Source organism: Schaalia vaccimaxillae DSM 15804 (genome assembly GCF_000420425.1).
In the GTDB taxonomy this organism is placed as follows: domain Bacteria; phylum Actinomycetota; class Actinomycetes; order Actinomycetales; family Actinomycetaceae; genus Pauljensenia; species Pauljensenia vaccimaxillae.
In genome coordinates this window covers 391,005-404,706 of record NZ_ATUX01000007.1, presented here as the reverse complement: position 1 = coordinate 404,706, position 13,702 = coordinate 391,005, and the positions used below count along the sequence as shown (strand labels likewise).

Here is a 13,702-nt window from a genome sequence, read left to right as displayed (position 1 = left end):
CGGCAAATGAGGCGGATGAGTCGGTCTGTACGCCGGGTTCTGTCCCGTCCCCGTGTTACCACGAGGACGGCGGCGACCATCCATCTAGGACCTACGTTACCGCAGGCCTCTAGCAACCTACCCGCAGATTTGGAGCGGGCCACTCACGATCTGCTGCTCGGTCTTGCTCCGGGTGGGGTTTGCCGAGCCGACGCAGTCACCTACGCCGCTGGTGGGCTCTTACCCCACCGTTTCACCCTTACCTCGGCTACGCCGTGGCGGTCTATTCTCTGTGGCACTGTCCCGCGGGTCACCCCGGGTGGCTGTTAGCCACCACCCTGCCCTGTGGAGCCCGGACGTTCCTCGAAAGCCGAAGCCTGCGCGGCCGCCCGACCGACTCATCCGCACGGATCAGTCTAAACCACGTCGTAAAGTACCCTCATGTTCATTTGGCTTCCCCCATCCGAAGGTAAGAGCGCACCTACTACAGGTCCCTCCCTCGATCTTGATTCCCTGGCTTTTCCTGAGCTTGGTCCGCAACGCAGCGCTGCGATTGATGAGTTGGCAGCGCTCAGTTGCCGTCCCGATGCTGCTCAGATTCTTGGGCTTGGGGCCCGATCGGCAAGCGATGCTCAGATCAACACTGTCATTCGCAATGCTCCCTGCGCCCGTGCGGATCAGGTATTCACGGGCGTTCTCTACGAAGCTGCTCAGCTTGCCAATTTGGATCCTGAATCCAGTGGGTGGGCCCAGGACCGCGTCCTCATCTTCTCTGGACTATTCGGGGTCTTGGCACCGAAAGACTCGATTCCCAATCATCGTTTGGCAATGGGAGTGACCTTGCCCAACCTTGGCAAAATGTCGATGTATTGGAAAGGCACCTTAGATTCGGTCCTGCGAAGCCGCATTGAGAACGAGCCCGTGCTTGACATGAGATCGGGGCCCTACCAGTCGGCTTGCCCCGCGCATTGGGCCACTGTCATTGAAGTCAATGTCGTTCAAGAGGTCGGCTCCGTGCGCCGCACTGTCTCTCACAACGCTAAAAAGTGGCGGGGCCTCTTAACGGGTGCACTCCTGCGCCTCAACCGTGATCTGCTAAGCGTGGACGAGGTTCTTGATGCCGTTCAACATGTGGGAAGCCATGTGGCTTTCACTGATGCTTCCGGGCGAGAGCACCGCCTCGCCAACCTCGAGCTCGGCGAGTCCGTGTCCTCACGTCGAGGAGGCACTCGCCAAAGCCTGACCTTAGTAACAGCGTGACTGCGTGCTAACGCCTTTCATTTCAGGAGCTAAACGTACGCACGACGATCTGTTGGGAGTCCTCAGTCCAGTAGACTTCGTCAGCTCCGGCCATGCGGATACGCTCCAATTCAAGAGGAGGCAGGTCGGCGGCGATTCCGATGCCGTGTCCGTCTCGGACCTCAAGCACGGCTAATGCTCCGTTGGCTTTGCGGGATCGTTCGTATTCGTCCACAAGACCAGCATCGATCCGTTCGGCGAGTTCACGTCGTTTGGCAATGACCTCGCGCAGTTCCTCATCGCTTTCCTTCACGTCGTCTGCGAAGCGCGCTTTGGTCTCCTCGACGTCTGCGCGAATAGCTTGGCCTTCAGCGTTCATGGCATCCATGGCTTGGATCGCTGATTCGCGCCGTTCTTCAGCGTCGATTTGATCGTTTTCGAGCTTGCTTAGACGCAGATCCATCTGTGCGATTTCGTGTTCCATCGACGCGATGTCTCGTAAAGGAACCTCGTTGTTTTCGATGCGTGCGCTCTGGCGAGCTCGCCGAGCCCGCACTTTGTCAATCTCGTCTTCGATCCGGGTGATCTCGCGACCAATGTCTGAGATCACCGCTGACTGGGCAATTGCGGCGCGCTGTAGATCCTCTGCTCGTCCTGCCAGTTCCCGCACTGTGGTATGAGCGGGGTGCGAGTCACGACGGTGACGCAATGAAGACTCGCGCTGATCCAGGTTTTGCAGGTCAAGCAGAAGCAGTTGGTCGTTGTGCGAGACTTTCACGCGTTTCCTCCCGAGGTCGGCCGGTGGCTGTTCCACGGCTCGGTGACAATGGTAGAGACTTCCACGTCAAGGTCCACATTCTGCAGGTGTGCTTCTTCGCGCAATCGTTGTGCCAATACGGGCAGCCATGGCCATTCGGTTGCCCAATGGCTGGCGCTGAGCAATGCTGGTTTGCCTGCCTCGACGTGTTCGGAAGCCGGATGGTGGCGCAGATCCGCGGTCAGATATGCATCTGCACCCAGCCTTCGAGCATCGTCTAAGAAGGAGTCTCCCGAACCACCCGACACTGCGATGGTCGTGATGGTCTGGCCTTCGTCGCCCGCAACTAACAACCCAGTGGGCCCCGCTGGTAGCGCCTGTGCAACCTTGTCGGCGAAGGCACCCAGTGTCGTAGGTTCAATGCGACCAATTCTTCCCAGGCCCACGGGGTTACCACCGTCGTCATGGGTCACGACAGTAAATGGTTGAGCGTCACAAAGGCCGAGGAGGTCAGCGAGAGCTTGTGCAACTCCGGTTGGGGCACAGTCAGCGTTGGTGTGGGCATTAAATAGCGCAATGTCGTGCCTGATTAACTCTGCGACAACGCTGCCCTTGGGATCGTCTTCGGGCAGGAAAGACACACCTTTGATCAGCAGGGGGTGATGGGTAATGACCATGTCGACGTTGTTGGCACAAGCCTGGTCGACAACCGCTCGTACTGGATCGACTGCCAGGAGGACTTTGCGAATCGGGGCGTTTTGCCGTCCCAGGATTAGTCCTACGCGATCCCAGCTTTCAGCCCATTCCTTCGGATACCAGCTTTCCATGAGGGCCGTGATGTCGCCCACAGTCCATGTTGCGTTCATTGCACCAGAATACCTATAGGCAGTTTTTCGTTTCATCAACCATTTACTTTCGATTCGAAAATCAATTCTGCGAGGTTTAGCATTTTCGACGTGGATGTCATCAATCTGCTCGACAAAGGACTCAGCGACTACATGGAGGTCGACGCATTGCAGCGTCGCCTGCACGAGGCCGCAGTCCAAGGCGGGCCAGATTCCATTATCGTCAGCCAAATGTCGCCCACATGGACGGCAGGACGCCACACCAAGCCCGAAGACGTACCCGACGGCGACGTACCCATCATCAAAGTTGACCGCGCAGGTTCGGCAACATGGCACGGACCGGGCCAGTTAGTGGTCTACCCGGTGGTACGCCTGCGCGAACCCGTCGACCTTGTTGCATGGATTCGAGCGGTCGAGGCCGCAGTGATTGACACCGTCAACATCACCTGGGGTCTACCTGCCACCAGAATCGAAGGCCGCGCGGGAGTCTGGCTGCGTGAAGAAGGATGCAGAGACCGCAAGATCTGCGCCATCGGACTCAAGGTTGCTCGCGGAGCAACCCTGCACGGTGTGGCCCTGAACGTCGATATTGACCCGTCGACAGCTTTTAGTGGAATCATCCCATGCGGATTGGCCGACGCTGACGTCGCATCTTTGTCCTGGGAAGGAATATCCTCCAGTGTTGAGGATGCCGCTAACGCCCTTGTCCCCCGAATCTTCGAATCGATTCTCCCCTGCTTAAATTCACCCGACCAACGCCTCGTTTACAGGAGCTACGAATGAGCACGCTGCCAGATCCCGAAGGCCGCAAACTGCTGCGGGTCGAGGTACGAAACTCCGCAACCCCCATCGAAAATAAGCCCGAGTGGATCCGCACCACTGCTAAAGCCGGGGAAAATTACGAAGATATGCGAAAGCTGTCCCACGGCAAGGGGCTACACACGGTGTGCGCGGAGGCAGGGTGTCCCAATATTTACGAATGCTGGCAAGACCGCGAAGCCACCTTCCTCTTGGGAGGAGCCCTGTGCACACGTCGCTGCGACTTCTGTGACATTGCGACTGGCAAGCCAACCGAATATGACACCGATGAGCCTCGCCGCATCGCCGAGTCTGTCACCGAACTCAACCTGCGTTACGTCACCATCACGGGCGTAACACGCGACGATCTGCCCGATGGTGCAGCCTGGCTCTACGCCGAAACCTGCCGCCAGATCCACACCCTCAGCACAGGTACCGGCGTCGAATTATTGGTCGACGATTTCCGCGGGCAAGACGAATCCATCGACATGGTTATCGAGGCCGGACCTGAAGTCTTTGCGCACAATCTGGAAACGGTCCCCCGCATCTTTAAAAAGATTCGTCCAGCCTTCCGCTATGAACGTTCTTTGGCAATGATTCAGCGTGCCCACGATGGTTCCATGATCACGAAGTCAAATCTGATCCTTGGCATGGGCGAAACCCGTGAGGAAATCAGTGCAGCAATGCGCGACCTGCGCGACGCGGGCTGCGACTTACTGACGTTAACGCAGTACCTGCGGCCCTCCCCTCTCCACCATCCGATTGACCGCTGGCTCCACCCCGAGGAATTCTTGGAGTTGGCGGCTGAGGCCGAAGAGATCGGTTTTGCCGGCGTCATGGCTGGCCCTATGGTTCGTTCCTCCTACCGCGCGGGTCTACTGTGGGCGAAGGGGATGCGCGCACGAGGATTCGAGATTCCTGCGCAGCTGTCTCACATCTCCGATTCGGGAACGACTCTTCAGGAAGCTTCGAGCGTTCTTGAGCGTTTGCGTGAACGCACATCTCGCCCTCGTGGTCACGCTATCGGCAAGGCTGGAATGCCTAGGACGGCGCCACCTGCACAGCTTGCCAGTATCGCTGTAGCCGCGCCGCCACGCCTGTGAGTTCCGTCGACTACAGTCCCGCACGAACCCTTTTGCGTGCGGCCCATCAGCATCCACACCGTGCAAGCCTCATTGATGCTCAAACGGGCGCTGTGCTTTCCGTGTCACAAAGTAGCGACCACGTACGTCGCACCACCACGGTATTGGCGGGCTTGGGGATTGGTGAAGGCTCGCGGGTGGTTTTATGTACGGCAAATTCACCGTGGCACTTCATTGTCCACGTGGCCTGCTCATGGTTGGGTGCGGTTAGCGTTGTCGTCTCGCCCCGTCTACCCGAAGGCGAGATTCGCCACCGCATTAACCTGGCACATGGAGCTTTAGTCATCGTCGATTCTGCGCAAATGGCGTCAGATCTGAGCTTGGCGCATTTCAAGAAGATGGTTGATTCGGCACATCCCATGATGGGAGAACCTCCGCGAAGGACAACCGAGGTCGCTGCAATTCTCTTCACTTCAGGTTCTACGGCCCAGGCTCGCCCAATCGAATTGACCCATGAAGTCTTATGGTGGGGCACCCGCAACTTTCGAGATGGTTTCGAATATTCGCCCGGCCATCATGTGGTGGGCGTATGTGCGCCGATGTCCCATATCGGCGGCTTTAACGGCACATCTTTGGACACCTTTGCGCACGGCGGCACCGTTGTCGTCTTTGAGTCTTTTAATCCCGAACTCATTTTGCGCGGCGTTGAGCAACACCGTATTTCCATGATGTTCGCGGTCCCAACGATGTGCATCGCTCTATTGGAGGCCCAGCGTACTGTGGAGGCAGACCTATCGTCTTGGGTCAAGCCGTTGGTTGGAGGGGATGCTTTAACGCCGCTCCTGCGCGAGCATATGCGCCAAGCTGGGCTCGATCCGATCCATGTTTGGGGGATGACGGAAACTTCAGGAGCGGGTGCCATGATGGCACCTGATGCCATTGGACCCGCTGGCGCTATCGGTAGGCCTTTCCCCTATGTTGATCTGCGGATCTGCGACGAGGCTGGCATCCAGGTTGAACAGGGTTCGATTGGCGAGATCCAGGTTCGCGGTCCCGGGGTTGTCACAGGTTCAAAGTGGTTGCGTACTGCCGATCTAGGCTTCATTGATGAGGGCGGTTGGATTCATCTGGTCGGACGCGCATCCCGAATGATCAATACGGGCGGAGAGCTCGTGGCTCCTGCGAAGATCGAAGAAGCTCTACGCACGCTTGCGGGTATCACCGATGCGATGGTGGTGGGGCTTGAAGATGAGAGGTGGGGACAGATTGTTGCTGCGGCGATCGTGCTTGCACCCGGTGGAGGCACCGGCGACTTGACCAGCCTCCAATTCTTGAACGCCCAGCTTGCTAATGTCTTAGCCCCCTGGGAACGTATTCGTCGAATGACTACCGTTGATGCGATTCCGCTCAGTGTGAATGGGAAGCCAGATCCACAGGCTGTAATACGTCTTTTCGCCTAATGCGTCACGTTCAGTCGATCTCTATGGCCTTTAGTCCCGCCATTTTGGTAAGGTCGGCCTGTCTTAAATAAGGAGAGGTCATGTCCCGTCACAGAATCGTCATTATCGGCTCCGGCTTCGCTGGTTTAACTGCAGCTCGAAAATTAGCTAGCCAAGACGTAGACATTACGATTCTGGCTAAGACAAGTCATCACCTTTTCCAACCGTTGCTCTACCAGGTAGCCACCGGAATCCTCTCCGAAGGCGACATCGCCCCCACGACTCGCGAAATCCTCGCAAAAAAGAAGAATGTGCGGGTGGTTCAGGCTCTGGTTACAGATATTGACGTCGAGAACAAAGTCGTCCTGTGGAGGAACCACAATATTGCCCACAAGACCCCGTACGACACCTTGATTGTTGCTGCAGGAGCTGGTCAGTCTTACTTCGGCAATGATCATTTCGCCGTTTTCGCTCCCGGTTTGAAGAGCATCGACGACGCCTTGGAACTACGGGCCCGAATCTTTACCGCTTTTGAGATAGCCGAAATCACTCGCAACGACCCCGACCAAGTCAAGAAGCTCATGACTTTTGTTGTCGTAGGCGCAGGCCCCACCGGAGTTGAAATGGCAGGCCAGATCCGCGAGCTTGCCTCCAAGACTCTTAAAGGTGAATTCCGAAAGATCGACTCCACCCAGGCCCGCGTCATCCTCGTCGATGGTGCCGATCATCCGCTTCCCCCCTTCGGAGCCAAATTGGGTGAAGCCACGCGAAAGTCTTTGGAAAAGATGGGCGTCGAGGTACGCATGAACGCCCTCGTAACAGATCTGGACGCCGACACGGTTACGCTGAAATTCGCAGATGGTTCCACCGAGACTATCTATTCCTCATGTAAGGTCTGGGCCGCAGGAGTCCAAGCCTCAGAACTGGGCAAGATTCTCTCGGATCGAACGGGGGTTGAAATCGACCGCGCCGGCAGGGTCGTAGTCAATAAGGATCTGACGATCGCCGATCATCCAGAAATTTTTGTCCTCGGCGACATGATGAGCGTGCCAGGCGTTCCCGGTGTTGCCCAGGGTGCCATCCAGTCTGCCAAGTTTGCAGCCGATACGATCAAAGCTCGCCTCAATGGGCGCACTCCCAGGAAGCAGGAGTTCACCTACTTTGACAAAGGCTCGATGGCCACAATTGCACGTTTCAAAGCTGTGGTGAAAATGGGCCAGTTGAAGATGACAGGTTTCCCTGCGTGGGTGGCCTGGTGTTTCCTTCACCTGCTCTACATCGTTAGCTTTAAGTCGCAGGTTGGCACACTGATCCATTGGTTCTTCAGCTTCGTATCTGGGGATCGCTCCCAGCGAACAACGACTAATCAGCAGATGGTGGGACGACTCGCCCTCGAACAACTGGGCACTGGGTCATCTGGTCGCCTGGTTGCTGGAGACTTGCTACTTGCACGCGACGATAACGATTCGCAGCGCGATTAATTGAGAACAACGGGTGGGCCCGGCCGGGTTCGAACCGACGACTTCTGCGGTGTAAACGCAGCGCTCTGACCAACTGAGCTACAGGCCCCAGTCCCTTCCTTTAATGGAAGGACTGCAGATACGCTAGCGCAGGATGCCTGGCTAGCGCCATCTAACAGCTGTGTTATCGGCTACGAGGGCGAGCCGTCAGCCGGATTCCGGCCCAATCCTGACCCACCGATGCCGCCGAGGTAGAATGTAAACCAGCGACCTTGGCGGCGTCCTCGACATCAGCGACGGGAACTGCACCCGGACGCGAAGGCTTCGGAATGAAAACCCAAATCAGTCCGCCGTCATCCAAGTTGGACATTGCGTCAACGAGGACGTCGGCAAGATCTTCTTCTTCTGCATCATCTGAGCGCCACCACACGATGGCACCATCAACCACATCGCCGTAATCAACATCAACGATTGGCTCGGAGGTTTCCTTCTCAATCGCAGAACGCAGGTCCTGGTCGGCGTCGTCGTCGACGTAGAACTCCTGCACGACCTGTCCCGGCTTGAATCCGAGGCTCATCGCCACGATGACCGACCACCCTTCAGCGAGAGCGCTTGGGACGCTTCTTCGTACTTCACGTCTTGCATCCTAAGGCACAACCTTGTCACCGCCATCTTCTGTCCGCCACGGGAGCGTTTTATTTTCCCTATTCGGATCAAAAAACGCTTGTTGACAAAATTGAGGTGCTTCCCATAGGCCCGAGGTCCCATAATCGCTCGCATTCGAGGCCAACAAGATGGAAAATAGGACTCGATAGCACGAAGGCGTGTTCACACGCAGAATCGACGAAGAAGAGGCAATCCGTGAGTCCAGCGAACGAGAACCATCCCGTCGTCAACGGCCTGCTCAGCCAGGTACCGGACAACGATCCACAGGAAACTAACGAGTGGGTCGAATCCCTATCGGGGCTCATCAACGAAAAGGGTGGGCCGCGTGCTCGCTACATCCTGGTGCACATGCTGGATGAAGCTCGCCGTAACGGTGTCCAACTTCCTCAGGAGTACACCACCCCCTACGTCAACACCATCCCTGTCGATCAAGAACCGTATTTCCCTGGAGACGAAGCGATGGAACGCCAGTATCGTCGCTGGATTCGTTGGAATGCCGCCGTCCAGGTAACCCGAGCTCAGCGCCCAGGCGTCAAGGTTGGCGGACACATCTCCTCCTATGCCTCCGTGGCCACCCTTTACGAGGTCGGCCTCAACCACTTCTTCCGAGGCAAGGATCACCCCGGCGGCGGAGACCACGTGTTCTTCCAGGGGCATGCCTCCCCCGGCCCCTACGCCCGAGCATTCCTCGAGGGACGCCTGAGTGAAGCTGAAATGGATGGCTTCCGTCAGCAAGCATCCACCGAGCACGGCATTCCCTCCTACCCTCACCCCCGTCAGATGCCAGAGTTCTGGGAATACCCCACCGTGTCTCTGGGACTAGGCCCGGCTGAGGCGATCTACCAGGCGTGGTTTGATCGCTACCTGCATATGCGGGGCCTCAAAGACACCTCTCAGCAGCACACCTGGGCATTCATCGGTGATGGTGAGATGGACGAACCTGAATCGCGAGGCATGCTTCAGCTTGCCGCCCAGCAGGGACTCGACAACCTAACCTTCGTCATCAACTGCAACCTGCAGCGTCTCGACGGACCGGTGCGCGGCAATGGCAAGATCATCCAGGAGCTCGAAGCCTTCTTCAAAGGCGCGGGGTGGAATGTCATCAAGGTGATCTGGGGCCGAGGCTGGGACCAGCTTCTTGCAGCAGATAAGGACGACGCCCTCGTCCACCTCATGAACGACACGCTGGACGGCGATTACCAAACTTTCAAGGCAAACGACGGCGCCTACGTTCGCGAACACTTCTTCGGTCGCGATCCACGCACCAAAGCGATGGTTCAAAACTGGACCGACGAGCAGATTTGGGCACTCCAGCGCGGCGGACACGACTACCGCAAGGTGTACGCCGCCTACAAGGCAGCGATGGAGCACACCGGACAACCCACGGTCATCCTCGCACACACAATTAAGGGCTATGCGCTGGGAACTCACTTCGCCGGCCGTAACTCCACCCACCAGATGAAGAAGCTGACCTTGGAAGATGCCAAGCAGCTGCGTGACCGCCTCCAGATCCCCATCACCGATGAGGAACTCGAACGCGATCCCTACATGCCTCCCTACTACATGCCGCCGCAGGACCACCCTGCCCTGCAGTACATGAAGGAGCGTCGAGAGAAGCTCGGCGGATGGGTGCCAGAACGTCGTGTGGACCACGACCCGAAGCTACCCGCTCTCCCATCCAAGCCTTTTGAAGGATTGTCCAAGGGCTCTGGCGAACTCGAAGTTGCCACAACAATGGCTCTGGTACGCCTACTCAAGGACCTCTTCAAAGACAAGGAAGTGGGCCGCTACTTCGTGCCAATCATCCCCGATGAGGCTCGAACCTTCGGTCTCGACGCTATTTTCCCGTCCTCGAAGATCTTCAATACGCACGGGCAAAATTACACGGCAGTTGACGCTGACATGATGCTGTCCTACAAGGAATCCGAGCAGGGGCAGGTGCTGCACACTGGCATCACCGAGGCCGGCTCGGCAGCTGCTTTCCAGGTCGCAGGTACGGCGTACACCACGCATAACCTGCCAATGGTGCCGATCTACATCTTCTACTCGATGTTCGGCTTCCAGCGCACCGGAGACCAGTTCTGGGCTGCAGCCGACCAACTGGCACGCGGCTTTGTCATTGGCGCCACGGCGGGGCGTACGACCCTGGCGGGTGAAGGTCTGCAGCACATGGATGGTAACTCCCCCGTCCTGGCTTCCACCAACCGTGCCTTCGTCATCTACGACCCGGCCTACGCTTACGAGATCCGACATATTATGGAAGACGGCCTCAAGCGTATGTACGGCGAGGACGACGGGCGTGACCCCAATGTCATGTACTACTTGACCGTTTACAATGAGCCGATCCAACAGCCCGCAGAGCCTGAAAATGTCGACGTTGACGGAATCCTCAAGGGCATTCACCAGGTTGATGGGCACAGTGGCAATGGCCCCAAGGCACAGCTCATGGCTTCAGGTGTGGGTGTGCGTTGGGCTCGTGAAGCCAAGCGAATGCTGGCCGAGGACTGGGGCGTCGATGCCGCGGTCTGGTCTGTCACCTCATGGAACGAGTTGCGTCGCGATGGTTTGGAAGCAGATGAACATAACTTCCTCCATCCCGAAGAAGAACCTCGCCAGGCGTATCTGACTCGTAAACTCACGGGCGCCGAGGGCCCCTTCATTGCAACGTCCGATTACGACACATTGGTTCAAGACCTCGTGCGCCAATGGATCCCGGGTGAATACCACGTCCTAGGAGCAGACGGCTTCGGTATTTCCGACACTCGCCGCGCTGCACGGCGTTACTTCCACATTGACGCTGAGTCCCTGGTGGTCAAGACCCTCGCAGCTTTGGCGAACAAGGGACTCATCGACCGGGCTGTGGTGTCTCAAGCCATTGCCAAGTACGACCTGTTCAATACCACCATTGATGCAGCGGGCAACGGATCAACTAACACGACGAAGACCGCCTGATTCAATCACTCTTTGAATGCTCAAGTCGGGCCCTGCACTAAAGATGCAGGGCCCGACTTGAGTGTCAGGTTCAGACTCTCTTACCGCGATAGCGTGGGTGAGCCAGGTTGTCGGCGGACAGAATTTGATCGATCTCTTCGGCCCCCATCAGATCCATTGCCAAGATCACATCGCGTACAGACTTACCCTCTGTGGCGGCACGTTTGCCGACCTCGTCGCCCATTTGGTGGCCGATCACGTCGTTGAAGTAGGTGACGATTCCAATTGAGTTTTCGACGTAGGACAAACACACATCGGCGTTTGCGGTAATGCCGAGCACGCAGCGGTCTCGCAGTGTGCGGCAAGCGTTGATCAGCAAGTCGATGGATTCAAAAAGGCACTGAGCGATGACGGGCTCCATGACATTGAGCTGGAGCTGTCCTGCTTCTGCCGCCATTGTGACCGTCTGGTCGTTTCCGATAACTTTGAAACACACCTGATTGACCACTTCGGGAATGACGGGATTGACCTTCGCAGGCATGATGGAAGATCCTGCAGCCATCTTCGGCAGGTTGATTTCTCCCAAACCTGCTCGAGGGCCCGATGACAGTAGTCGCAGGTCGTTACAGATTTTCGACAGTTTGACAGCAGTACGCTTGATCGTTGCGTGCATTGACACATATGCACCCGTGTCACTCGTAGCTTCAACCAAGTCAGGAGATGCCACCATTGGCCGTCCGGTGATTCGCCGTAGGTTGCGCACAACAGCGTCTTGATAGCCGTCGGGCGTATTCAGCCCCGTGCCAATAGCTGTGGCACCAAGATTGGTTTCCAGAAGCAGCTCAGCATTATTGATAAGCCGCTCGTCTTCCTCACGCAGGGTGTGCGCGAAAGCCATCATTTCCTGGCCCAGGGTCATCGGTACCGCATCTTGGAGTTGGGTCCGCCCCATGGTGAGCACCGCTCGAAACTCGTGGCCTTTGATTTCAAAGGCATCGGCTAGATCGTCAACCGCACGGCGCAAACGTGCCACCTTTGTGTCGAGGGCGAGGCGGAAAGCCGTCGGATAGGCGTCATTAGTGGACTGGGAACGATTCACGTCGTCATTTGGGTGAATAACGGTATATGCCGAACGCGGTTCACCGAGCATTTCGAGGGCGAGGTTAGCAATAACCTCATTGGCATTCATATTGACGCTCGTACCCGCACCACCCTGGAATTGGTCGACCGGGAACTGGTCCATGCACGCACCTTCATTAAGGATTTTGTCGCATGCGGCGACAATCGCGTGGGCAATGCGGGGCTCCAGAACGCTCAGTTCCATATTCGCCAGTGCACAAGCTTTTTTCACTTGGACGATGGCCTCAATCAATTCCGGGCACTCGTTGATCGTGCGTCCCGAAATCCTGTAATTTTCAACAGCCCGCAATGTGTGGATGCCCCAATATGCATCGGCGGGAATCTGCCGACTTCCGATCAGATCTTCTTCGATCCTGGTCACAGCCTTGTTCTTCCTCGTCGTTTCTTCAGATGACTATCATCTTCCTCGGTCCTGACCTCTACCAGACTAGCTGGCAGAACGTCTGCTCTACGTCAGGGCCAAAGCTTGGGGGCCAAAGGCGCTATTTTTTCGCAGCAGATCGCACGTCTTTGAGCACATCGTCGACGGTCTGCCAACTCTTGACTTGTTCATCGGGCAGACTGATGCCTGCCTCATGCTCAATTGCCGCAACGATTGCATAGATAGACAATTCGTCACAATCAAGATCCCCGCGCAATGTCAATGCTCCTCGAGCCTGTTCAGGTTCAAGGTCGCATTCACGCAAAATCGCTGCCATAGCAATTTCGCCCAAGGGATCTTCCTCGTCTGGCAGAACTTGATTGGTGCCAGAGTCAAGATTTGTCGATGTAGTAGAAGCTGCATCCTCGGAGAATTCACCCAGTTGATAGCCCAGGAGCTCAGCGATTGTTCCCATTGTTAGCCCACTCGGTTATTGAGCCAGCGCACGGGAGCTCCGGCACCAGCGTGCCTGAAGGGTTCGAGTTCGTCATCCCAAGCCTGTCCGAGTGCCAGATCGAGGCCCTCGCGCAGGTCTTCCATCGTGGCGGCCGACTCCAGGGCGGCTCGGATTCTGTCCTCGGGCACGACGACATTGCCCACCGAGTCCATCTGAGCGTGAAAGATTCCCAGTTCAGGTGTGTGCGACCAGCGTCCACCATCGGTATTAGCGGTGGCTTCTTCAGTGACTTCGTAACGCAAATGTTCCCAACCTCGCAGAGCTGAGGCTATACGGGCTCCGGAGTCGACGGGCCCTACCCACGCGAATTCACAGCGCACCATCGTTGGCGCTGCGTCCTGATCAGTCCATTGCAGATGGACTTCTTGGCCGAGAGCTGTGCCGATGGCCCACTCAATGTGCGGACACAGAGCGGCCGGCGTTGAGTGCACGAAAAGTACACCGCGGGTGTATGTCCCTCTCATAGTGACCTCCGGTTGATGTTCGAG

General features: G+C 57.0%; 12 protein-coding genes, 1 tRNA gene and 1 other RNA gene. 6 read left to right on the top strand and 8 right to left on the bottom strand.

What is annotated here, in order from left to right:
- Positions 1-12: 12 nt before the first annotated feature.
- An RNA gene (gene rnpB / locus G439_RS12195) (RNase P RNA component class A) lies at positions 13-380 on the bottom strand.
- Between the two features lie 40 nt (positions 381-420).
- Between rnpB and G439_RS0106825 the strand changes: the two genes are divergently transcribed.
- Positions 421-1,239, top strand: a complete 819-nt coding sequence (locus G439_RS0106825) for a YaaA family protein (RefSeq protein WP_022868442.1) — start codon at positions 421-423, stop codon at positions 1,237-1,239.
- 22 nt (positions 1,240-1,261) lie between these two features.
- Here G439_RS0106825 and G439_RS0106820 read toward each other — a convergent pair whose 3' ends face one another.
- Both G439_RS0106820 and G439_RS0106815 read right to left on the bottom strand, forming a co-directional pair.
- Entirely contained in the window at positions 1,262-1,996 is a 735-nt protein-coding gene (locus G439_RS0106820; RefSeq protein ID WP_022868441.1) for a zinc ribbon domain-containing protein, read from the bottom strand.
- Positions 1,993-2,841 carry a Nif3-like dinuclear metal center hexameric protein gene (locus tag G439_RS0106815; RefSeq protein WP_022868440.1) on the bottom strand — a complete coding sequence of 283 codons (849 nt, stop codon included), beginning with the start codon at positions 2,839-2,841 and terminating at the stop codon, positions 1,993-1,995. The genes G439_RS0106820 and G439_RS0106815 overlap by 4 nt, the downstream gene beginning before the upstream one ends.
- 90 nt (positions 2,842-2,931) lie before the next feature.
- On the opposite strand from G439_RS0106815, the gene lipB reads away from it, so the two are divergent.
- From lipB to G439_RS0106795, 4 genes are all read left to right on the top strand, one after another.
- Positions 2,932-3,603, top strand: a complete 672-nt coding sequence (gene lipB / locus G439_RS0106810; RefSeq protein ID WP_022868439.1) for a lipoyl(octanoyl) transferase LipB — start codon at positions 2,932-2,934, stop codon at positions 3,601-3,603.
- Positions 3,600-4,721, top strand: a complete 1,122-nt coding sequence (gene lipA / locus G439_RS11445; protein WP_022868438.1) for a lipoyl synthase — start codon at positions 3,600-3,602, stop codon at positions 4,719-4,721. Before lipB ends, lipA begins: the two co-directional genes overlap by 4 nt.
- Positions 4,718-6,160, top strand: coding sequence for a class I adenylate-forming enzyme family protein (locus G439_RS0106800; protein ID WP_022868437.1), 1,443 nt, complete (start codon positions 4,718-4,720; stop codon positions 6,158-6,160). The genes lipA and G439_RS0106800 overlap by 4 nt, the downstream gene beginning before the upstream one ends.
- Positions 6,161-6,240: 80 nt before the next feature.
- Complete coding sequence (locus G439_RS0106795) at positions 6,241-7,620, top strand: NAD(P)/FAD-dependent oxidoreductase (RefSeq protein WP_022868436.1); 1,380 nt, start codon at positions 6,241-6,243, stop codon at positions 7,618-7,620.
- Between the two features lie 14 nt (positions 7,621-7,634).
- On the opposite strand, the gene G439_RS0106790 is transcribed toward G439_RS0106795, so the two are convergent.
- A tRNA-Val gene (locus tag G439_RS0106790) sits at positions 7,635-7,708 on the bottom strand.
- Between the two features lie 75 nt (positions 7,709-7,783).
- A complete protein-coding gene (locus G439_RS0106785) occupies positions 7,784-8,182 on the bottom strand; it encodes a DUF3052 domain-containing protein (protein WP_022868435.1) in 399 nt (132 codons plus the stop codon).
- Positions 8,183-8,460: 278 nt separating this feature from the next.
- Between G439_RS0106785 and aceE the strand changes: the two genes are divergently transcribed.
- Positions 8,461-11,217 (top strand): pyruvate dehydrogenase (acetyl-transferring), homodimeric type, encoded by a 2,757-nt coding sequence (aceE, locus tag G439_RS0106775; protein WP_022868433.1) that lies wholly within the window; start codon positions 8,461-8,463, stop codon positions 11,215-11,217.
- Positions 11,218-11,287: 70 nt separating this feature from the next.
- Here aceE and aspA read toward each other — a convergent pair whose 3' ends face one another.
- From aspA to G439_RS0106760, 3 genes are all read right to left on the bottom strand, one after another.
- Positions 11,288-12,697 (bottom strand): aspartate ammonia-lyase, encoded by a 1,410-nt coding sequence (aspA, locus tag G439_RS0106770; RefSeq protein ID WP_022868432.1) that lies wholly within the window; start codon positions 12,695-12,697, stop codon positions 11,288-11,290.
- 121 nt (positions 12,698-12,818) lie between these two features.
- Positions 12,819-13,172 carry an acyl carrier protein gene (locus G439_RS0106765; RefSeq protein WP_022868431.1) on the bottom strand — a complete coding sequence of 118 codons (354 nt, stop codon included), beginning with the start codon at positions 13,170-13,172 and terminating at the stop codon, positions 12,819-12,821.
- A gap of 2 nt (positions 13,173-13,174) precedes the next feature.
- On the bottom strand, positions 13,175-13,678 hold the full coding sequence (locus tag G439_RS0106760; protein ID WP_026459483.1) for a DUF3145 domain-containing protein: 504 nt from the start codon (positions 13,676-13,678) through the stop codon (positions 13,175-13,177).
- Between the last annotated feature and the right edge of the window lie 24 nt (positions 13,679-13,702).